Raw genomic sequence first — 21,589 nt, 5'->3', positions numbered from 1 at the left:
GAGATCAGGAATTCCTCGAGGACCGTTGAACTCACGGCACACGGCGACGCCGTCCTTAGCGAATGGCAGTTTCGCTGCGAGGGCGAAGAGCGCTTGGTCCAACTCGCGTTCCCGCTTCGCCTGAAAACGAAGCCCCGGTCGCGACGATGCGGATAGCTCAACAAGATTGGTAGACGGGATCATGGTCAGCGATGCACCTGACCGCCGGACTTGAGTGCCTCCCACGAGGTAGCGGCGCTGCAAACAGACTCGGAGGCTAGGAGGTAGGCCCAGGTCTCGTGGACTTCGTCGGAGCCGTTGACGGTCCTCATCCAAGCCGCAGCAGCGTCGCGCTTGGCGATGACCAGGGGCGAGGTCATCTCGCCGTCGCGTTTGCCCTCGACGATCCAGTTCACGCCCGCGTCGTCGATGACGATGAAGTCGGGTTCGTACTGCCGCTGCACCGCGCCAGCGAGGTAGGTGATCCGCAGAGGCACGGTCTCGTCGATCCGTACCCACGCTCGCACCGCGCTGGACTTCTCGAAAAGGTCCGCCAGGACGAACTCGGTTGAGAACGCGTCGAAGGTGTTGACCTCGTAAACCGACTTCGCGTACCCGGCGTACGGGTAGCCGCGGACGAACTCTCGTGATGACGTGACGACCTGCCGGTCCGCCGCAGGCCGGGTCTCGAACCGCTCCGACGGCTCGGGCCAGCGCACAGGCCGAACCTCGCGGACCTCCCTCGCCGGCGAGGAGGTCTGCTTGGCCGCGATCCACTCGGTCAGACGCGCGGTCGCGAGCCGGCCATGCTCGGGCCGCCACGGTGTCGCCTCGGTGACCGCAGCGCCGGCCAGGAACGCCCGGGCTACAGCGACCGCGGCGTTGAGCTCGGTCACCGACGCCTCGACGGCGTTCGTCCGGATGAGACGGCCGACGAGGTCGTTCTCGATCGTGTCGAACGGCATCGCCATCTGAGTCGCGATCACCTGCTCGACCTGATCGCGGATAACGACATGCGCCTCACCCGATGAATCACGCTCAGCGTCGATGGCTTTGCGCGTCAACGTCGGAGCGTTGTCCTTGGCGAAGGTCTGGCCGAGCGCTTCGACCGAGTCGAGGTTGATCGAGGCCAGTGTGAACGGGTCTCGCTCCCACCGCGTCACCACCGACGGCAGGAACAAGGGGATCGTCACGCCACCAGGCGTCCGCGGCCTCAGCACCCGCCGCAGCGTCTCCACCGATGCCGCGCCCGCGCCGACGCGGTCATCGAGTGTGGAGACCATCAGTCCCGTATGCCGTGAGGACTCCCCCCCGTCGTCAATGTCCTCGACGTCGAACAGAGCGTCCTGATTCGGATCTGTGGCCGCCGCGCCCGGCAGCTCGAACTCGACTGTCCCCGACGTGGGGAACGCGAAGTCTGTCGGAAGCTCGCCCTGCTCCCCGACGGCAGCACCAGCTGCGTGTTGGCCGAGACGGGGATTGACGACGACGGATGCCTCGTCCACCCGGTCACCAAGGGTTTGTTCAAGCAGCGATTTGGCCTGCTTCAACAGCGACGCGAAGGATCGGTGCGAGAGGACCTCGACCGTATCGAGCATCGGGTTGCCGGTCCGCTGTCCGAACGGCAGCCGCAGTCCACGGCCGAGGATCTGCTCGGTCAACAGGTTGGACTCCATCGACCGGACAGAGGCGATGACGTAGATGTTCTTGACGTCCCAACCCTCCTTCAGCATCGACACCGACACGACGGCCCTCACCGGCGACCCCGGGTCCTCGAGTCGATCGAGCTGAGCCAATGTGGCGTCCGGCTCCTCGGACGTCACGAGGAGCACCTGCTCTGCCGACCCCAACATGTCCGAACCGATCAACAGGTCGCGATACTCCGTTGCCTCGTCAATGGTCGAGGCGACGAGGAACATCACCGGCTCGGCGACCTTCCGCCCCTGCACCTGTGCGCAGTAGGCCCGCATCGCCTCCCGCTTCGCGTCGAGCAGCGTGAGCCCGTCCGCGAGTTGGGTGCGGACGTCGTGGATGCCGTCCTGTCGGGTCACGAGGACCGGGATCTTCACCCACCCGTCGGCGATCGCGTCCGACAACGGGTACCGGTAGACCACCATCGACTCGGACGCCGCGTGCGGGGTCGCGGTCAGCCCGATCGTCGCCAACGGGTGCAACTCGGTGATCGCGGCCTCGAACTTCTTCGCCGAGCCCGAGTAGTAGACGTGATGCTCGTCCGCGATGACGACAAGGTCATCAGCCGACTCCAAGTAGGTGCGCACCGCAGTCCCGAGCGTCTCGTGCGGCTGAAATGCCCGCCGCCGGTCCTCCTTGTTCGGCCGCAGCAGCGACTGCACCGTGAACACGAACACCTTGAACCGGTCCGGGTCCGCCAGTGCCGCACCGACCTCGCCGCGCTCGACGGTGTCGAGGGTGATGACCATCGGCCGTGACTGCAGGCCGCGCAGGTACTTCGGATGCCCCGGTGTCAGGTTGTCGATCGTCTTGCGCTGGATCGTCGACCCCGGCGTCACAATCAGGACGTTCCGCACCCCCGACTCGTAGAGGTAGTCGAGCAGACCGCCCGCGATGTACGTCTTGCCCACACCGGTGGCCAGGTCGGCGATGAACTCCGCACCTGGCTCGGCCGTGTCCAGCGCCTGGGCGAGGGCATCGAGAGCCTGCTGGTTCGGTTCGCGAAGGTCGAGGTTGTAGCTCACCTGCTCGACCAGGGCCGGGTCGTAGTCGATGCTCACGTCCCCGATCCTTCCGTTGATTCCCGCGTATGCCGTGTGCTCGCCTCGGTGCGCCGCCGCATCCGTTGTGCCCCGCTGGTCAGGAGATCACGAGGCGCCTTGCGAATCCGAGAACCGGGGCTCACCTGAGCAAGCAGCGACTCAGCCTCGGGAAGAACGGATTTCGCGATGAGGGTGACTCGCTCCTTCTCGCCGAGGGACCCGACGATCTGGCGCACCTCCTCAGCGCCCACGGCACCGTCAACCACTGCGAGACGCATCCGGCCACGGATTCCGCACAACGGCGCCGCGTCGGGCTGGAACTCGAATCCGAGCTGGCCAGCCACAGCGCGTGCGAACCGACCGTTCGTTGCCCACCCGGCAAGCAGCACCCCGAACGGAGTGTCCTCGTACATCGGAGGGCCGACCGTCACCGTCCGGAAGCCGCCGCCGCCATTCCAGCCGACTGCCTTCGTAATCCCGCCGGGGTCTTCGCCAGCGACCACCATGGTGAGGCGAGGGAGGGTGAACTGCTCCACCGTCGACGCCAAGATCTCCGAGGTCACCCAACGACGACCCATCTTATGTGCCACGGCCGCGGTCGTGCCTGACCCGGCGAAACAGTCCAGCACGAGGTCGCCAGGGTTGGACCCGATGTGGATGACGCGCTCCAACAGCCGTTCGGGCTTCGGCGTCGCGAAGGGGGCTCCGTTTGGGAACATCTTGCGGAGGTGGTCGCGCTTCGCCTCTTGGTTGTGTCCAACTTCGTCAGCGGGCCACCACGAGCGCGGGACCACACCATCCTTCACCTCGGTGAGGTACCGCTTGATGACCGGCATGCTGTCGCCCTTGCGGCCAAACCACACGCGGCCTTCGGATCGCGCTTGTTCGAAGTTGGTACGACTGAACCTCCAGAAGTTTCCAGCCGGTGGCGTCACAACTCGCCCCGAGGGCAACGTCACCTCGAACCGAGCTGCATCGCTTCCGCTCTTCGCCGTGCCGTTGTCTCCTTGGAGCCAGGGTCCACGGGGGTCAGAATCCGGATTTCGGTAGCGCGCCACTTGTTCGGCGGTCCGCGTCAGAGGGTTCCGCACTCTGGCCCAGGCAGAGGGGCTTGTCGCGTATACGTGGATGTGATCGTGGACTGTCGACACATCGGTGTCATTGCGACGACCCTTGTCCTTCTCCCACGCGAACGACGCAATGAAGTTCTGAGACCCGAAGACTTCATCCATGAGGAGCCGCATCCGGTGCTGCTCGGCGTCGTCGAGGTGCACCCAGACTGACCCGTCCGGCGCGAGCAGGTCACGGATCAGCAGCAGCCGCTCCCGCATGAAGGACAGCCAGGTTGAGTGCTCCATCCAGTCGTCGTAGTGCTCGAACGCCTGGCCAGTGTTGAACGGCGGATCGATGTAGACGAGCTTGACCTTGCCGCGGTAGATCGACCGGTACTCGGGCACTTCGCAGAGGATGCGCAGCACGTCGAGCGAGTCGCCGGTGAAGAGCAGGTTCGCGGCATACGGGTCCTCGGGCACGTCCCCCACGACACCCGTGAAGTCCGCTAGGCGCACCTCGGACGCCGCCGGGTGATCCCGCTCGACCCAGACGGGCTTGCCATCGGTGTCCTTCGGGACCAGGAGGAACTTGTCCTTGCCCGGCCAGACGAGCTCGAGTCGGGCCTCAGTCACTTGGGATGCCTCTCCGCCTTGAGGAGTCGCGCCTGTTCCTTGTAGGGCAAGGGATAGCGCTCCAAAAGCCACGTGCGGCGGCTCAGTTGGTTGGACAAGTATCTGCGCTCTGCCGGGGCGTCGGTCACGGGTAGGGCTGCTTCGATCTCGGCCACCTCGGCGAGTAGGCGGGCACGTTCGCGCTCGAAGCGCTCCTGACAGCTGCGGGAGCAGAACCGGCTCGGGCGCCCGCCCGCCTTCGGCCATGCGACGACCTCGTGACACGCGGGAGCCAAGCAGCCTGTTTCGTCCACTGGCTGGATGCAGCTCTCCAAGTCCTCGATGAGGTTGTCCGGGCGCGCGGAAGTCGCACGTCGTCCGCGGAGGACTTGCAATGAAGGTCGCACGGTCTTCCTCGTGGAGGGTGAACCATCCTCCGAGGTCGCACGGCTGGTCAGGCCGTTTCGGGTGGGGCTGGTCAGACCCCGTGTGGCTTGCTTGCGCTCCCCAGCATACGATCCTCGTAGGTTTCTGGTGCGCTGTCGGCTCATGATGTGGAGGATAGCCCGTATAGTGCTGACCTGCGCTGATGGTGGAGAAGCGCATAAGTCGCGGCCTCGACCGCGGGAAACCGCCAAGGTTCTCGATGGCGTCGTTGCATGGTTATGCAGTCCGATCAGAGTGCCTTCCCTGGCGTGTCGCAAGACACTGTGCGGGCAAACCATTGCGCGGTCACCCGTGTGGGACTAAGGTGCGAAGTGGCTCCACAGCAAGTGAGGGCACGCCCTGTTGGTAGCAAGGCGCGCCCTCGTGGTGGATCCGATGCAAAGTTTCGGACAAAGCGAGGATCCTCCGTTGGGTCATTCTATTGGTGCCGTGCAGGTGCGGCCAGCCCCCGTGGGTCGGGTGACCGACTGGACCTTCCGTCCGCAAGGGTCGGATCCGATCCGATGGGACTGGTCCCTCGGACCGCCAGACGTCCACGGGTTAGTGCCGATCCGGAACCCGCGGTCGACGGAGAAGTCGAGACACATCCCGGTGCAGGCGCACTGCTTCGTCACGGGCACCACGTTGAAACTGGAGTCGGGCCTGGAGTACGACCTGCTCCTGATGCTGGAGCGCGACCCGACCGCTGCGTGGTTCGTGCCGCAGCCCACCCGTCTCGGCGTGCGGCTGCCGAACCGTCGACGCACGATCCACACACCCGACCTGCTCATGCTCGACACGGCCGGCCGCGTCACCATCTGGAATGTCCGTTCGGCCGATCGCCAGGATGAGAAGTTCCGGATCCAGAGCGACGCGACCGCCGCGGCGTGCCGGGAGGTCGGCTGGGACTACAAGGTCTTCCCCGGACACTCGCGCGCCCAGAAGTTCAACCTGAGATGGCTCGCGGCATACCGCCATGACCGACCTTGGTACGAGGCGGCACGACCGGAGCTCGTCGAGATGTGTGCCGAAGGCGCGACCACGAACGATGTCATCGAGGCAGACCGTGGGTCCGGACACCTGGTCTCTGCCATGTGGCACTACGCGTGGCGAGGCCACCTCATCATCGACATCGACCACTGGATCGGACGCACGGCGCCCATCGCCTGGGCCCACGGAGCCTCTGATGAGTAGAGCCACCGTCGAGATCTCCACCGGGATGCGCATCCTCACCAACCGAGGAGTTGCCATCGTGGTTGAGATCGACCGCCACGGGGCACATCTGAGGGACTCCACGGGACACACGTACTTCACCGCCTACACCGAGCTGGATGCTCGAGAGGTCAGCGAGTCCGGCGTCCAGGTGCTCCACTCCTCGCTCCTACCTTGGTTCATTAAGCTCCCTGCGGACGTTCAGGCGAGCGCGCTGTTCCGGCAGCAATGCATCCTGGAGGTGCGTACCGGCTATCGCGAAGGCGTAGCCGAACTCGCGCAACCAGGCGAGCCTTTCTGGCCGTTTGGCGAGACCTACGGCGTGAGCATCACTAAGCGCTACGAGCACATGAGTCGATTGGTGTCGTTCGAACGGACCGTCGACCGGACGATCATGCAGCGCGTCTACGACGGGGAGATCCAGAAGCCGAGCATCTCCGGCCGAGCCATGATGACCTGGGACAAGAACTGGATGACCCTCGGTCTCGGCGGCGTCGTCGACGGACGCAGCATCCGGGACAAGCAAGGCTTCGACGCCCTCGATGCCAACTTCCGACGGATCGCCGAGGAGCACTTCCGCCAGTTCGACGGTCGCCGGAGCGCGATCAGCCGCAACGAGATCGAACGACGGATCCGCCTGCAGATGAAGCAGGAAGGGCTGGTTATCGAGAACCTGCCCGAGCGGCTGATGGAGGAGTACCTCAGCCATCACTGGCGGGCCATCGGGAGGACGACCAAGCAGCAGAAGTCCCGCAGTCTGCGCAAGGTCTCAGGGCATGAAAGCTACCCGGCGCAGCACAGCACCCAGTGCTGCACCGACATCTGCCGCGGCGACAACCTCATCTGGGACCCGATCCAGGACCGGCCCGTCAGCGTCGAGATCGGCTCGATGATGAGCACGCCATCGCGGGTTGTCACGGCGATGCGCCTGTTCCCCCGCTCCGCCAACGGTGTCGACGTCGGCCTACTGCTCTACGACTCCATGCGGCAGCAGTCGATGCTCGTCGAGCAGGGCCCCGACGGTCCGACGATCGACGACTGGCGATGGATCGGCGTGCCTGAGTCCCTGGACTTCAACGGAAACCCGGTGCGGACCGGGAGACGGGGCGCCGCTAAGCCGGACTTGGCGATTTGGGGAGAGCACCAAGTCCCTGGCGTGACGCCGACCTCGGTGAGGTCCGATCATGGCTCCATCTACGTCGGTAAGCACTTCCGGTCGCTGCTCGACCAGTTCGGCATCACCCTGCAACTCAGCCGCGGGAAGAAGCCCAGTGACAACCCCCATATTGAGAGGCTCCACGAGACCTACCAGCGATTCTACCAGCAGTCCGACGCGTTCAAGGGCCGCGGGATCTATGAGAGGGGGTCGTGGGTCGGGGTTGTTGCCGATGAGCCGATGTGTACCGCCGAGAAGTACTTGACCGACATGCAGCGCTTTCTCACCCTGGATTACAGCAGGCAACCACACGACGGACTGCACCTCCCGGGTGAACCTGGCAGGCGCGTCACACCGCTGGAGTACTGGGACGCACTCTTCGCGATCACCGGTCGCATCACGATCCCGGTGCACCCCGACCTGATCTACCAGTTCCTCCCCATCATCTGGCTCGCGCCCGGCCACGCCGGGGTCGAGTTCAAGAACCTGACCTACGACGACGAGGTCCTCGAGGACTTCCGCGACGTGCGGAAGGGAACCTTCCGGGAGCAGGACAGCGCGATCCCGTTCCACCACGACCCGCGCGACATGACCCGCATTTGGTTCCGTCACCCCGACACCGACCGCATCCACGAGATCGGCTGGCGAGGACGCCATCTCATCGACGCCCCCCTGGTCGACGTCCTCGTCGACCGCGTCAACGAACGCATCCAGGAACGCGGAGGCAACCGCGCGCTCAAGAAGCGCACGATCATGCTCCAGATCATCGACGAGATCGGCGATCTGACTACTCCCAAGGGCAAGGACGAGTCACGAGCCCAGCTCTCGGCCGCCTACATCCGCTGGGGACAGGCCCAACGCGACCACGACGAAGTCGCTGAGGCCCATCGCGCTGTGGAACTCGCACAACAGGGCAACGTCGTCCGCCTCCCTACCGCTGTCCGCGCGAACAACAGTGCGGAAACGGCCGTGTCCGAGCCGGCTCAGGAGACCGACGAAGAGCCCTGGCCCGACTACCGAGAGATGGTGTGACGTGGACGTTCGAGACTGGCATCGACAGGCAACCACTCCGGCCCCCACTTGGCCTGATCCGGTCTCCATCACCGACTTCGACAGCCTGTCACGAGAGTGCAGGGACGACTACTTCCGTCGTCTGGCAGGGGCGATGAACGCGACGGTTGTCGTCTCCAGGCCCATGGAGGCGGTCGCGGCTCACCTCGACGACATCGTCGCGACGAACCGACTTCGACCGCCGGGAGCGATGCCAATGGTCGCGGTCACCGCGCCCTTCTCAGCGGGCAAGTCCACACTGCTCAAGCACTGGGGTTTCGGCGTGTACCGCGGAGTCCTCGGCGGACAAGCGAACGAGGAGCGCCCCACCTGGTCCCCCCAGCCTGGCGTGACCGCGGATTGGGTGCCGGTCGTCTACGTGACACTCATGGCGTCGAGCTCGATCAAGGAGATCAACGCACTGATCTTGCTCTACCTGGGGTATCCGCCAGAGGGTCTCGCCCGAACCACAACCACCCGGGTGCTCCATGCGCTACGGATGCACGGGGTGCAGGTCGTGATCCTGGACGACGCTCACATGCTCCGCACCACCAGCGCGCAAGGCCGAGCAGTGCTGGACTACATCAAGTTCCTCAACACCGAACTCGGAGAGGTCAACAGGGGCACCGTCATCCTGGTCGGCGCGCATCTCGAAAGCACCGCCATCCTTGATGACCCGCAGATCCGAGCACGGCTGACGACGATGACCATCGACGCCTTCCAGATCAGCACGGTCGAGAAGAAGGCTGCCTGGCAGGACCTGCTCGCGACCGCGGCCAACCGGCCTCTGGAGCATCTGCCCGACGCTGCTCCGGACCTGTTCGTCACCAAACTCGCGCAGCACGTCTGGCGACGCACCCAAGGCTTCGTCGGGGAGGTGGCCAAGCTCGTCACCGGGTCGGTCCTAGACGCCATCCACGAACGGCGCAGCGTCATTACCCACGACGACCTCGACGCGGTCGACCTCAGCGATCGCTCGCTCGACGGACAGATCGACGCAGCCACCGCGGCAGGGAAAACACGGCGATGACAGCGCTACTTCCCGTCCGACCGACGCCCCAGCCCGGCGAGCCACTCACTGCATATGCCGGGCGCCTCGCCGAGGCCAACGGCGTGACCCGCCGCCGGGTCCTCCCAGCACACCGGCACGACGTCGGCGTTCCTGAAGATGAACTAGAGACTGTTGCTGCCCTCGCCGGCCTCGACGCCGGTACAGCGGCGCGTCTGACGATGGACCGCTATCCGCCGACCGTCCGCGGGCGCGGCAAGACGCATCGGGGCGGTTGGCTTCTGCATTTCAGCGTGGAGTGGGTGTGCCTGTGCTGCACCCCCCTGACCGGTCGGCGCGAGCTGTTCTGGCAGTCCGCCCTGTCTCCGGTATGCCGTGACTGCCGCCTGCTGTTGGTCCAGGCCCGGTCTCTGGCCGAGTCGGTGACTGTGCCGTCGCCGCGGCTGGTGGACCTGGTCGGCGAGCTCACGTCGCTGGCTGAGGCGTCGGTCTTCCACCAGTCGGCCCGTCTCCGGCTCGGGTCGTTCCGGCGGGTGTGCGCCGTCGTGGCTCCGACCATCGACGACCAGTGGCCCGACCGGCCCAGCGGCCTGCCGGCGCTCGACGTGGCCGCGGCTCGCCGGTGGGGCGTCTTCCCCAGCCCCGACCCAGGGACAGTGGCCGTCATCCTGTCGGCGGCCGCACCCGCCCTGCACTCGGGCTACCACCGGGACCGCCTGCTGCGCGAAAGTGCACAACGTCGCCGCCGCGGGCACACCCTGACGGTCCCGCCGCAGCACGTCCCCAACGCTGGCCGCTATCTACCCAAACGGCCACCCTCGCCACCGAAGACAGCGCCGATCCTCGCCGGCTTCAACCGCGACGACGCCCGCCGCCTCCTGTGGCTCACCACCCATCTGGCCCACCAGGTGAAGCGGCACGGCATCCGGCCAGACCACGTCCCCGCGCTGCTGCCCGCGCCCGGCGAGGACGGCCTTCCCGACCCGGCGGTATGGCGGACCCGCTGGCACTTCGCGATCGCGCTGCACATGCTGCTCACCCACGTCCATGACGGCGCGACGTCCTCAGCCCGCGCGTGCCACGCCTTCGGCACCACCGACGACGACGCCAGCCTGCTGCTGGACGGCATACGCCTCGGCCGCGGCATCCACGACCTCGATGCCGCTCGCCTGACTGACGCCGTGGACGCTCTCGTCGACGGCGGGCTGGTGGACTACCAGCGGCGCCGCGACACCCTGCGACCGGTCACCCGCCTCCCGCGGCTGCCTCTCGCCGCCGGTCGGCTACCGGAGATCGACGGCCACCCCGGGCACGATCTCGCGTTGACGTGGATCTGGACGCGGCTCACGCACGGGCCGGCGTTCACCAGCCCGCGCCCCTTCATCGCCGACCGACACGTGCGAGCCTTCGACGCCGCCATCGACCCCGAGACCCGCCTGACCCTCGCCGAGACCGGGCAGCAGCTGCTCGCCGACGCCGACGTCACCACCATCCCCACCACCCACGCGACCTGGGCCCCCGTCACGAGGAGATACGGATGAGACCGATAGCCAACCCCGCCCTGGAGAACCTGCACCAGCGCACCAGGGCGATGCTCACAGCGATCGACGACGCTCCGCTCGAGCGCATCGACCACGGCCACTACCAGCACTACTACGAAGAGCTCCGACACCTGGTCGAGGAATGGATCACTGCCACCAGCGCCAAACCTTTAGCCCTGCCGAGACGGACCTGGGTCATCACCCGGCATGGGGTCGTGGTGGGCGTGTGCACAACCGACACCGTGACGGCCCTGACCGCTGGGATCCCTGATCTCACCGTCACACCGATCACTCCCTGCTCGTCGGCGATCGAGGACCTGCGCGCCCGCTGGTCCAACGACCCGCCGCCAGCGCGCAGGGCACGGGAGCGGTGATGAGGGGGTTCAGCCGCGAGGTCCTCGCCCGCGACGCCGCCTGGTCCCTGGCCGACGGCGCCTGCAAAGACCTCACCATCGAGTGGAGCCGCTGGGAGAACACGTTTGCCGCCGCCCTCACCCAGGCGGGTCGTCTCGCCGCCCTGGCCGCACCGGCCGCTGTCTGCTCCGCCTGCCCCATCACCGCAGAGTGCGCCGACCTCGCCGAACTGTCCGGTTATACCGGCATCGCCGCCGGTGAGGGCTACCGCAATGGCCGCCTCGACCTCGCCCGCCAACGACACCCAAGACAGCGGAGGACCGCATGAGCATCTGGCACGTCTACCCCACGTATATCCGCCTGGTCGACGGCTCCCACATCCCGCTCGTCCTGATGTTCCAAACCGACACCCGGGAGCTGGTCGGCGGCACCGTCGCCGACACCCACGAGAAGGTGTCCTCTTGGATTCGAGATCTCACGGCAGCGCATGGTGTGCCGGAGGAGGTGATCCACGTCGACGGCTCGAGCTTCCCCGGCCTGACCGACGCCATCACCGTCGGCCTCGCCCATAGGGGTTACCAGCTCGGCACCGAGCTTCAACCCCACGTCAACGATCTCGTGTGGGTCATCGACGAAGGCCGCCGCTCCATTGCCGCTATCAATGCCGCCCGTCCCGCGTCCGCGATTCACATCACCCACGCCCTTCGCGGACTGTTGACCAGCTTCGCACAAACGCACGAAACCGTCGTGGCCATCCGGAGGCTTGACGCCGGGGCGGGCCCGATGAAGGAAGCAGCGGCCGGGCTGCCGCCGGTCGCGGTCGTCCTTGACATTGACGGGGTGATCGCAACGATCGGCGCCTCGACCCAGTGGGTCGACACACGATGATCGGCGATGATGAGGGCGGTGTGCACCTGTCGCCGTTGATGTGTGCCGCTCTGGACGATCTGCACCGCCCGGGCCAGGTCGGCTGCTACTGGCTCACCGACTGGACCCACACAATGCGCCACCACCTCGACCTGCTGCCCGGCCGGTCCTGGGCCGAGATCGCGTCCCCCGCCGACACCTCGGCGCGCCCGGTTCGGCCCGAGGACCGGTGGAACCCCGCCCCTTGGTGGAAGCAGCGAGCCCTTGACGACTTTCTACGACGGCACCCCGAGATCCGACACGTCGTGTGGATCGACGCCAGGCTCCGCCCTGACCACGCCTCACCCGCTGTAGGCGTCCTGGAGCCGTGCGCGATGTGGACCGGCACCGGCCGGCTCGCCAACTGCACGAACGTGCTGCTCGTGGCGCCCGACATGCGCGCCGGCCTGACCTCCGACGACCTGTCCAGCCTGGCTGACTGGATCGCGACCCACACCGCGACAGCCAGCAACGCATCACGACGGCGCGCGGCGGAGCCCCCGCGCCCTCACCTGATCTATGGCGACCACCCCAGCGAGGAACTGCAAAGTCACCTCCACGACTTCCTCCGCGACGCCCAGGCCCCGAGGTCGCGCACACCACCAGCCGGCTCGTCATGACCGTCGCGCTGCCGGTGTCGATCGCCCCTCAGGACGGGGAGTCGATCGAGTCCTGGCTGGAGCACCTCGCCGACGCCAACGGCCTGACCACCGCCCAACTCCTCACCGCTACCGGCCGGGGCCGAGCCGGCACCCGCTACCTCACCCTCGCCCCCTCCCCGGACACCGTCGCCCGACTCGCTGCCCTCGCCCGCGTCGGCGAGCAGGCCGTGTATGCCGCGACCCTCGCCTCGTTCGACGGCACCGCCCTCGACCTCACCGGGCTCGACCCAACCGACCGGCACTCCTACCGGCAGGTCGCCGCCCGCGGCTGGGTCCCCGCCCATGGCACCCAGATCTGCCCGACCTGTCTCGCGGAGACCGGCGCATGGCAGACCGCGTGGCGGCTCCTGACGGTCACCGCCTGCACCCGCCACGGTGACCTGCTCGTCGCCGAATGCCCCGCCTGCCAACGACCATTCCGCGACCAACGGCATTCGCACCTCCGCCGCGTCGGGGGGAGCCTGGTGTGCGGGAACCCGCTCGGCGACGGACCCACCCGCCAGTGCCAACACGACCTCACCACTACCGCGACCGCCCCGGCAGACGAGGCTGTCATGTTGACGCAGCGGCGGGTCGACGCAGCCCTCGACGGCCACGACATCGAGGTCCTCGGACAGCCCGCCTGCCCCGCGGCCTACCTGACCGACCTACGGCACCTGACCACCCTGATGCTCCACCTCGCCGGCCAACCCGCCGCCACCGACCTCGCCCACTGGCCCGCAACCCTCGCCCACGAGGCAGAACAGCGGACCGGCGACCGCGGCCCACGGTGGGGCCTCCGACCACCCGACGACCCCGGTGTCCGCGGTGCCGCCCTGGCCACCGCCGACGCGATCCTGGCCGCCCCCGACGTCGACGCCGCCGCGGCCGCGTTGACGCCGTGGTCCGAGCTCCCCCCGACCACCCCGGACGGGCCCCTCGGCTGGCTCGCCGACCACACGGTCATGACCCCCACCCTGACCCGGCTCGTCATGGCGGCCCGCGCCCCGCACCGCCGCCTGTCCCACCACCTCGACACCCACCCAGGAGCGCGTATGCCGATCAACCTGCTCGTCATCCCCCAGGTCATCCCGCACGCCCAATACCTCGAGCACCTGCAAGGCGCGTTCGACTCCAGCGAGGACACCGTCCGGGCCTTCGCGTCCCTGTCCCTGGCGCGGCTACACCCCGATGTCACGTCGTGGAAGGCCGCCGCCGAAGCCCTCAACATGCCCGGGCCGATGGGTGTTCGCCTGGCCCGCGCCTGCTCGGCCACGATGCTCGTCAGCCCGGACGAGTGGCAAGCCCGGATCTGGCGGGCCGGCGAGGAGACGCGTCGGCGGGACTATCGGGCCACCGAAGCCAAGATCGAGCACAGGCTCTACATGAGCCGCTGGTTCAACGAGTGGGCCCGACAGTTCCGCCCCGGCACCCACTACAGCAGCGTCGGCTACGGCCTGACCTGGCAATGGGTCAACGTCGCCCACGCCCACCTCGACCTCTCACCCGCCTGGCGCGGGAAGAAGCCCACCGCCAAAGACCGCGCCCACTACCGCCAGTTCGCCGACTCCCTCGACGAGGACCAGCAGTTCGAGCTCGCCTACGCCCTCCACAAGCGGGCCTGATGATGGCCCGAAGAACCCGCGGAGTCCGAAGGGACGCCCGTCGCCAGATCGTCCCGGAAAGCGTTCACTTGGGCTGCTGATGAGCCGCGAAAGTACTCTTCCACTCACACATTCCGGGTTCGCAGGACATCCTTATGCCATGCCCTCTCGAGGTAGGTCGCCATGGACGTTGTAGCCAGATTGTGTGAAGGCGAGCTGCGTCCGCTGCGACTTCTGGCGGCTGACGGTCTGCACGACAGTGCCTTCAAGAGCCTGCACGAACGCGGCGAGGGGCAGGAACTGGTTCGCCAGCAGTACACCGGGCGCTATCCGTTCGAACTGCTGCAGAATGCCAACGATGCCGCCTGGGACGCCGGGTCACGCGGTCGGGTGCACTTCCTGCTCACCGAGACGGCGCTCATCGTGGCCGACAACGGCTTCGGTTTCGGAGACGAGCAGGTCAACGCGATTTGCTCGCTTGGACGTTCATCCAAGGGACCAGGTGAGGCCGTAGGCCACAAGGGGCTCGGCTTCAAGTCGGTTGGCGAGATCACCGACCACCCGCAGATCACCTCGGCTCGCGCCTCCTTCCAGTTCAGCAGTGAGCGCGTTTGGACCGACGTGTCCGCCATTCTCGGGGCGCTGCCCGCCGGGCAGAAGCTTCCCGTCTACGCCTTCCCGTTTCCAGTTGAGGCAGGAGACTTTGGCCCTGACGCCGGGCGCGTGGCGGAACTACGCGGCGATGGCTTCACGACCGTCATTCGCCTTCCGTTCAGTGAGGGTGTCGGCCGCGAGATCGTCGAGCAACATCTCGTCGACAACCTGCATCCTCGACTTCTCCTGTTCCTCCCGAATGTTGACCATCTGCAGCTTCGCGGGACCGGGAGCAACTTCTCGGCCGAGGTGTCACGGGAGCCGGAGGATGGCGTCGAGCACGTGCTACTTGCCACCACGTCGGACAGCGACGACGAGCCTGATGAGACTGGCGAGGAGTGGTTCATCTACAGAGGCTCTGTCGTCCCGGACGCCGCCTTGCTCGCGCCGCTAGGCGACGCCTGGAACAGCATCACGGAGGCCAGGTTCGCCGTAGCCGTGCCTGTTGACGACGCGGGTCTGCCTCTGGTCAGCGAGACGTTTCCTCTGCACGTCTTCTTTCCCACGGACGAGCGGCCCGGACTCCACGTAGCCGTTCACGCGGAGTGGGTGCTCACCATGGACCGCCGGCAGGTCGCGGCCACTCCGGAGTCCTTGGGCTTCAACCGCATGCTTGTCAACGCCGTCGGTGACTTCCTCACGGCAAGCGTGGCACCTGATCTCGTTAACCGAACGGGTGCGAATGCTGCCGCCGTTGAGGCACTGGTACCGGCGACCGTCGCGTCAGTCGGGGCGGGGGGAGCCGACATGCGCGCCAGGTGGATAGAGGCTCTGCTTGCCGCGTCCTTCATGCCAGCGGCGGACGGCCAACTGCGCACACCGGTGCAGATTCGCCCGCTCACACAAAGTCTTCCGAGCCCAGAACGTGCCCATCAGGTGGCAGAGCTCGACCCCGGCCACACACTGCGCCCCGATATCGAGGAACGAAACGCGGTACGGACCTTCCTCAGTCATGTGCCCGGCATCGACGAGATCGGGGTTCCCGAGTTCCTGTCGTCGCTCCCGCCCCCGACGAGGGACACCGTTCACGACTACTACGACTTCCTCGTCGCTTGGCGAGAGCGCGCTGGGTCTCCCCTCGTTGCGGAACTCAGGAAGGTCCCGAGCGTCCTGGGGGTCAACGGACAGAACTTCATCCCCGGGGACGGCACGATCTTCTTTCCCCGCGAACGTGGCGTGGCGGCACTTCCCGAGGACCTTCCCATACCCGTTGCTTACTCGCCTGCCACCGACGAAGCCCAGTCGCTGCTACGCGACCTGGGTGTCAAGCCCTTCGAATGGCGCGAACTCATCCGTGACTTCCTTATCACCCTCCTGGCGAGCCCCGAGACCGATGAAACAACCCGCTCCCGTGGGATGGCTGCACTACGGGCGTACCGGCTAGCCCGACTGTCGGGGAGCGAGGATCTTGAGCCAGTCCTCGGGCGAGTGCTCCTACCTGGGCGCACCGCCGACGCAAACATGCGTGAGCTTCGGCCGGCCGCCCTTATGTACTTCAGCGCCCCGTGGAGCGGTTCCGACGACCTGGAACTCATCTACGGCGCCTTCAACGAGCCCGAGTTCCTCGACGTCGCAGTGCCGGAAGACTCCGAGCAGCGGGGGGACGAGTTGGACTTCTTCCGGATGCTCGGTGTGACCGACCATCCGCGACTCGACGAAGCAAAGCCGACCGAGCAGTGGGGGTACATGGTGGGCAGCGGACGGCATCCGCACCGCGGAGGGCTGTTCAACGAGTGGATGGCACTCCCGGAGGTAGACGCTGCGGCCAGATGCCCCCAAGGGCACCCAGCGAGCCAACAACTTCGCAGGTCCTACCAGCTGGATCGCCACGAGCAACTCGTTGAGTCCAAGGACCCGCTCCGCCTCATGGCGCTGTGGAAGCAACTCGCCCGACGCTGGGGCGCGACCTACGAGGACGGCATGAACGCGCAGTTCTGGTGCGTCAACACCGTCCATGCGGGCGAAAGAGGCCGGTTAGCACCATCACTCTTCGCGCACACCCTGCGCGCGCGTTCCTGGGTCCCCGTCGACCGGGGGAACGTCGCCGAGCTCGTGCTGCCGATGAATGCTTGGATCAGCGCCGCCCAGACACCCCGACGCATCCAAGAGCGGATCCCTCGCATCAGCGAGGCGATGTATCAAGCACATGGGGGGCCGGGCTTGGCCGCGGCACTTCACCTGACTGACGCTGGGCGTCCCCGCGTTGAGGACCTTCTAACCCTGCTCGGCAGCATCGCTGATGAAGCCGATGCCGCAGGAGGCCCGAACCGGGAAACCGTGCAGGCGGCCCGGTGGGTTCAGCGCACCTTGCACGACGTTCTCCGCGAAGACTTAGAGCCGCATCCGGCTCCCGAAACGGTCCGGCTCCTTGCCACCCAGAACGGCAAGAGCAGCTTCGTGGCCCAGCCTCCCTATGCCGAGGATCCACTGCTTCGCGACACCTTCGAGAAGCAACGGCCCCTGCTCTCGGCGGAAGCCGGTCTCACCAGGCTCACCCGCTACCTGTCCCTGACCAAGCTCGACGATGCCGTGAAGACATCACCGTTGCCGTTTGGGGAGCACCACGATGCGCTCTACGACGACACGGCAACGCGGGTGAACCGCATCAAGCCCTACCTCTTCGCGCTGGTGCGCGCTGAGAACTCCAGCGCCGAGAACCGCGTTCGGCCCGCACTGAGGAGTTTGGAGTTGATCGTCTGCGACGAGCTCGCACTCAGGTACCAGTACGACGAGACCGAAGTGACCCGCCAAGACGCCGTTTGCTACATCGCCAGCCGCGCAGAAAGGCGAAGAGGTCGATCGGTCAACGTGGGAACGGCATATCTGGAACTCGACCCGACAACGCGCCAGCCCCACTGGTTCCCACTTGGCCGACAACTCGCCCAGTTCCTCAACGTGCCCACACTCTCAGATGCCTTCACCATGCTGCTTACCGCGACGTCCGGTGACCGCAAACGCATGATGGACGATCGGCAGATCCACGACTCCGACGTCCGAGAAGCCCGACAACTCCTGCGGATCTCCGCCGAGGATGACGAAGAACTGAGCAACGTCCTCGACAGCCTGGTCCCCGAGCCTGGGGACGAGGACCAGCGTGAGCCGGACGAAGTAGCTGTACTCAACCAGGCTGCTGCCGCATCAGTGACAGTAGAACCGCCAGCTGACGACAATGGCGAACCAGCCGAGGCCGAGCAAAGCGCCGACGTCGCCGCGGTCAAGCAAGCGGCAGGACCGGCGGGACCTCCAGCCGTTGACTACTCAAGGGTCGAAATCGTGGACGCTCGCCCCGGCCGGCACGCTCCGGATGCACCGAGCAGAAGACCATCGGCGCGGATTGGCACCGGCGGCACGAGCACGGCGCCATCGGTCCAGACGGAGGAGCAGAACCGCCGGGTCGGCAAGCGCGGCGAGGAAGTTGCGTACAACGCAGAGCGGCGGCGGCTCACAGAAATCGGCAAGAATCCGGCATCCGTGCACTGGATCTCCAAGACCGACGAACTGTCTCCGTACGACCTGATGAGCGTCGATGAGGACGACCAACTCATCTACATCGAGGTCAAAGCCACGCGAGCGTCAGATCCAGCGGAGCCGTTCTACATCTCCCACGCCGAACTCATCGAAGCCACGTACCGCCGCAGCCGGTACTACATCTACCGGGTCACCGACGTTGACGACGCAGCGCCGCTGATCACGCGCTGGGCGGACCCTCTCGCACTGATCAAGGAAGGCAGGGGCCGGCTGTTGCTGGCGAAAGCACAGATGGCACTTACCGTGGAAGAGGACGCCGTCGAGTAGTTCGAGGTCGTCGACCCGCGTGGGGATGGCTGCGTAGATGACGGGCGGCATCGGGCGCCTCGTCAGCCCTGATGGGCGAGTTCCTCCGTTCCTCGGACGACTCGCCCAGGGTCGGATAAGATAGATCTATCCACAATCTATCGTTAAAGGAGTGGAGCGTGCCACGTACACCCGGCGCCAAGAACAAGACGCCCCGAGAGCTTCGCGCAGAGGCCAAACGTCTGAACGAGAAGGCCAGCCTTCTAGAGAAGATCCAGAAGCTCAAGGGCCAGAAGAAGTAGCTTCGCCCTGGGCCCACCCGTGGTGCGCGATCAGTGGTCCGTAGCATCACTGCATGGTCACCAAGGTGCTGCGGATCGTGCTCTGGGTCGTCGCGGTCGGCAGCATCGCCGTCGGCATTCACTGGGTCTGGACGGTTCCGCAGGCCAAGTGGACGGATGTGCCTTTCGGCGCTATCGGGACGCTCGCGGCGGCAAGTCTGGCAGGCCTCGTGGCACTCACCGTCAACGAGTCGATCGACCAGCGCCGCGTACGTGAGGCGGCCGAAGCGGTCCGAGCCCAGCAAGAAGCCGTGCGCGCGCGCCGCGAGGACGCGTACACCTCGATGATCGAGCACACCGTCCGGGCCTTCGACGGGACCCAAGAATCGGTCAGTTAGGCCCCGGTGCGAGCATCCATCGCGGTGTGGGGATCCCGCCAACTTCTCGGGCGGTTGTCCCAGTGGCATGCGGCGAGCCATCGAATCATGGTCACCCGCGGAGGAGTCGTTCCGCCTGCCGAGCGAGCTGAGACTCAGCAGCTGGTCGGCGAGCTCGTGCGCGAGGCCAGATCCGACCTCGGCCTTGCTGGTGTCGATGAGCCAACGCCGAGCGAAGTCGCTGCGATGATCTTCAACGATTTCGATTCCGATGCCAGGACTTTGCCTGCCACCCTTGGTTGCGGCCTAGGATCTGTGCATGGCATGCGGAACATGCGGGCTCGACGCTCATAACAGTCGCACCTGTCCGGGTTCTCATCAGCCGTGTCCAAACTGCGGCAAGCCGACTGCGAATATGAGCGACTACTTCGAGCGGCACGACGGCGACTACTGCTCCCCCTTTACTTCGCCCGGGTGCTGGGGTTGAGACGCGGATAAGAGTCAGAGCTGTACGCCTTGTCTGGCGGCAGTAGGCATCCGATGTAGACGAGGGAGGCCCAGGTCTTGAGCGAGTACACAAGGTGCCCGAGGTGCGGATTCGACTTTGGAACGTTGCAGGCTCTCGACATTCACAAAGAGCTTGGATGCGAATGGGAAGACGACGAGGACGAGGTCTACTCGTAGCTCGCCTGGGACCCGTCGCCGGGGCTGCTCTCCGCACCCGTGGCAGGTGCCACCGCACGCTGGAGTCAGACCTTGTCCTGGTAGGTCTCGTCGGTGGGGAAGCCCAGAGTTCGACATAGCCGCAGTCGGCGAGGAGCCAGTTGGGTCCGAGGTCACGCATAGCCAGCTCAATGCCGGGTGTCTATGTCAACCCGGGCCGGCCCCAGGGTGACGGCTTGATTCGGCCCCACCCCGCGGAAAGTCGAGAGCCGGCTATCGCGGCTTGCGCTGCTTGGCAGCGAGACCCATGTAGTGGCCTGGTGACTCGTGGATTCCGTAGCGTTGCCAGGCGTCGCCACGGCGGTCGTCGGCGACCCACACGACTTGATAGTTGGCGCTTCGGTCCTCGTCGGTGAAGGTGCCTGCCAAGAGCTCGGGCACGAGCGCGTAGGGCGGGTAGTCCTCTTCGATCTCGATCGATCCGTCGGCCCATGTGAACAGGAGCCAGCAGCCCAGCTGCTTGCTGAGGAACAGGTTGCGGAAGTGTTCGGTCTGAATGGCCACCCAGCCCGCGATAATGCCCTGGTCGAGCAGTTCGGCGACAGCGCCGTCGAGCGCGGCGACCTGCGCCTCGGTCGGGCCAGCTCGTTCGGTCATGCCCAGATAATGACCGATCCTTGAGGTCAGCGAGCAGCGCGCGTGTGGTTGAGGCGGTAGCTGCTGGTGCCGGTTTCGATGATGGTGCCGCCGTAGGTGAGGCGGTCGACGATCGCGGCGCACAGGCGGGGGTCGGTGAAGGTCTTGGTCCACCCGGCGAACGACTCGTTGGAGGCGATCGCGATGCTGTTCTTCTCTTCGCGTTCAGTCAGGACCTGGAAGAGGAGCTCGGCGCCGCGGGTGTCCAGGCTCATGTAGCCGAGTTCGTCGATGATGAGCAGGTCGACCCGGCCGTACCGGTTGATCGTCTTGGTGAGGGTCTTGTCGTCGGCGGCTTCGACGAGCTCGTTCACCAGCCTCGTGGCGAGGGTGTACTTGACCCGGTATCCCTTCATCGCCGCGGCGGTCCCGAGCGCGATGAGCAGGTGGCTCTTGCCGGTACCGGAGTCCCCGATCAGGCAGAGGGGCTCACCGCGGCGGATCCAGTCCCCGGCAGCGAGGGTGTGCACGAGGGCGGGGTTGATGTTGGGGTTGGCGTCGTGGTCGAAGTCCTCGAGGTACTTCTCGCGAGGGAACCCGGCGATCTTGACGCGGCGGGCGGTGGAGCGGCGGTCGCGGTCGTCGACCTCGGCCAACAGGAGTTCGGCGAGGAATCCGGAGTAGGTGAGCTGGTCCTTGGTCGCGGCCGCGACGGCCTCCTCGACCACCGCGCGGATTGTCGGTAGCCGAAGGCGTCGGCAGGCGGTGTCGACGGCGGCAGTGGCGGCTTCCTCGGTCAGGCCACGGCGTCGGCGCAGCGTGGTCGTCGTGGATACGGAAGCGGTCATGGTTGTCCTCCGGGATCGGGTGCGGGGATCGGGTGGTCGGTGCCGGTCGCCCGGCCAAGGAGCTGCCGGTCATAGATGG

Annotated in this window: 16 protein-coding genes; 12 read left to right on the top strand and 4 right to left on the bottom strand. The window is 66.3% G+C overall.

What is annotated here, in order from left to right; all coding sequences use genetic code 11:
• Positions 1–185 precede the first annotated feature (185 nt).
• Positions 186–2,732: a DEAD/DEAH box helicase family protein gene (locus tag BCF74_RS15195; protein ID WP_170070270.1), complete on the bottom strand. Its 2,547-nt coding sequence runs from the start codon at positions 2,730–2,732 to the stop codon at positions 186–188.
• Entirely contained in the window at positions 2,729–4,471 is a 1,743-nt protein-coding gene (locus tag BCF74_RS15190) for a site-specific DNA-methyltransferase (protein ID WP_218279290.1), read from the bottom strand. The genes BCF74_RS15195 and BCF74_RS15190 overlap by 4 nt, the downstream gene beginning before the upstream one ends.
• An 897-nt stretch (positions 4,472–5,368) precedes the next feature.
• Here BCF74_RS15190 and BCF74_RS15185 point away from each other — a divergent pair.
• The 12 genes from BCF74_RS15185 (at position 5,369) to BCF74_RS15135 (ending at position 19,384) form a co-directional block, all read left to right on the top strand.
• A complete protein-coding gene (locus tag BCF74_RS15185; protein ID WP_170070269.1) occupies positions 5,369–5,998 on the top strand; it encodes a TnsA-like heteromeric transposase endonuclease subunit in 630 nt (209 codons plus the stop codon).
• Between the two features lie 58 nt (positions 5,999–6,056).
• A complete protein-coding gene (locus tag BCF74_RS15180; protein WP_218279289.1) occupies positions 6,057–8,204 on the top strand; it encodes a DDE-type integrase/transposase/recombinase in 2,148 nt (715 codons plus the stop codon).
• Position 8,205: 1 nt separating this feature from the next.
• The gene (locus BCF74_RS15175; RefSeq protein ID WP_146132997.1) at positions 8,206–9,252 is read left to right on the top strand and encodes a TniB family NTP-binding protein; all 1,047 of its coding nucleotides are present in this window, start codon (positions 8,206–8,208) and stop codon (positions 9,250–9,252) included.
• Between the two features lie 272 nt (positions 9,253–9,524).
• Positions 9,525–10,772 (top strand): hypothetical protein, encoded by a 1,248-nt coding sequence (locus tag BCF74_RS15170; RefSeq protein ID WP_245889396.1) that lies wholly within the window; start codon positions 9,525–9,527, stop codon positions 10,770–10,772.
• A complete protein-coding gene (locus BCF74_RS15165) occupies positions 10,769–11,146 on the top strand; it encodes a hypothetical protein (protein ID WP_106298796.1) in 378 nt (125 codons plus the stop codon). The genes BCF74_RS15170 and BCF74_RS15165 overlap by 4 nt, the downstream gene beginning before the upstream one ends.
• Positions 11,146–11,454, top strand: coding sequence for a hypothetical protein (locus tag BCF74_RS15160; RefSeq protein WP_106298795.1), 309 nt, complete (start codon positions 11,146–11,148; stop codon positions 11,452–11,454). Before BCF74_RS15165 ends, BCF74_RS15160 begins: the two co-directional genes overlap by 1 nt.
• The gene (locus tag BCF74_RS15155) at positions 11,451–12,014 is read left to right on the top strand and encodes a hypothetical protein (RefSeq protein ID WP_106298794.1); all 564 of its coding nucleotides are present in this window, start codon (positions 11,451–11,453) and stop codon (positions 12,012–12,014) included. Before BCF74_RS15160 ends, BCF74_RS15155 begins: the two co-directional genes overlap by 4 nt.
• A complete protein-coding gene (locus tag BCF74_RS15150) occupies positions 12,011–12,652 on the top strand; it encodes a hypothetical protein (RefSeq protein WP_106298793.1) in 642 nt (213 codons plus the stop codon). Before BCF74_RS15155 ends, BCF74_RS15150 begins: the two co-directional genes overlap by 4 nt.
• Positions 12,649–14,298: a TniQ family protein gene (locus BCF74_RS15145; RefSeq protein WP_106298792.1), complete on the top strand. Its 1,650-nt coding sequence runs from the start codon at positions 12,649–12,651 to the stop codon at positions 14,296–14,298. Before BCF74_RS15150 ends, BCF74_RS15145 begins: the two co-directional genes overlap by 4 nt.
• A 162-nt stretch (positions 14,299–14,460) precedes the next feature.
• The gene (locus BCF74_RS15140; RefSeq protein ID WP_106298791.1) at positions 14,461–18,726 is read left to right on the top strand and encodes a sacsin N-terminal ATP-binding-like domain-containing protein; all 4,266 of its coding nucleotides are present in this window, start codon (positions 14,461–14,463) and stop codon (positions 18,724–18,726) included.
• Between the two features lie 158 nt (positions 18,727–18,884).
• Positions 18,885–19,007: a hypothetical protein gene (locus tag BCF74_RS17900; protein ID WP_281257199.1), complete on the top strand. Its 123-nt coding sequence runs from the start codon at positions 18,885–18,887 to the stop codon at positions 19,005–19,007.
• A gap of 53 nt (positions 19,008–19,060) precedes the next feature.
• The gene (locus BCF74_RS15135) at positions 19,061–19,384 is read left to right on the top strand and encodes a hypothetical protein (protein WP_106298790.1); all 324 of its coding nucleotides are present in this window, start codon (positions 19,061–19,063) and stop codon (positions 19,382–19,384) included.
• A 915-nt stretch (positions 19,385–20,299) separates the two neighbouring features.
• Here BCF74_RS15135 and BCF74_RS15130 read toward each other — a convergent pair.
• Both BCF74_RS15130 and istB read right to left on the bottom strand, forming a co-directional pair.
• Positions 20,300–20,683: a hypothetical protein gene (locus BCF74_RS15130; protein WP_106297605.1), complete on the bottom strand. Its 384-nt coding sequence runs from the start codon at positions 20,681–20,683 to the stop codon at positions 20,300–20,302.
• Positions 20,684–20,709: 26 nt separating this feature from the next.
• Complete coding sequence (gene istB / locus BCF74_RS15125; RefSeq protein WP_106297606.1) at positions 20,710–21,510, bottom strand: IS21-like element helper ATPase IstB; 801 nt, start codon at positions 21,508–21,510, stop codon at positions 20,710–20,712.
• Positions 21,511–21,589 lie beyond the last annotated feature (79 nt).

It is taken from the genome of Knoellia remsis (genome assembly GCF_003002895.1).
Lineage (GTDB): Bacteria > Actinomycetota > Actinomycetes > Actinomycetales > Dermatophilaceae > Knoellia > Knoellia remsis.
This window is presented reverse-complemented; position numbering and strand designations above follow the sequence as displayed.

Excerpts from the sequence above, each read along its gene's own strand:
- BCF74_RS15165 (WP_106298796.1), top strand. The coding sequence starts at position 10,769 with ATGAGACCGATAGCCAACCCCGCCCTGGAGAACCTGCACCAGCGCACC.
- BCF74_RS15160 (WP_106298795.1), top strand. The coding sequence starts at position 11,146 with ATGAGGGGGTTCAGCCGCGAGGTCCTCGCCCGCGACGCCGCCTGGTCC.
- BCF74_RS15155 (WP_106298794.1), top strand. The coding sequence starts at position 11,451 with ATGAGCATCTGGCACGTCTACCCCACGTATATCCGCCTGGTCGACGGC.
- BCF74_RS15150 (WP_106298793.1), top strand. The coding sequence starts at position 12,011 with ATGATCGGCGATGATGAGGGCGGTGTGCACCTGTCGCCGTTGATGTGT.
- BCF74_RS15145 (WP_106298792.1), top strand. The coding sequence starts at position 12,649 with ATGACCGTCGCGCTGCCGGTGTCGATCGCCCCTCAGGACGGGGAGTCG.
- BCF74_RS15140 (WP_106298791.1), top strand. The coding sequence starts at position 14,461 with ATGGACGTTGTAGCCAGATTGTGTGAAGGCGAGCTGCGTCCGCTGCGA.
- BCF74_RS15135 (WP_106298790.1), top strand. The coding sequence starts at position 19,061 with ATGGTCACCAAGGTGCTGCGGATCGTGCTCTGGGTCGTCGCGGTCGGC.
- BCF74_RS15130 (WP_106297605.1), bottom strand. The coding sequence starts at position 20,683 with ATGACCGAACGAGCTGGCCCGACCGAGGCGCAGGTCGCCGCGCTCGAC.
- istB (WP_106297606.1), bottom strand. The coding sequence starts at position 21,510 with ATGACCGCTTCCGTATCCACGACGACCACGCTGCGCCGACGCCGTGGC.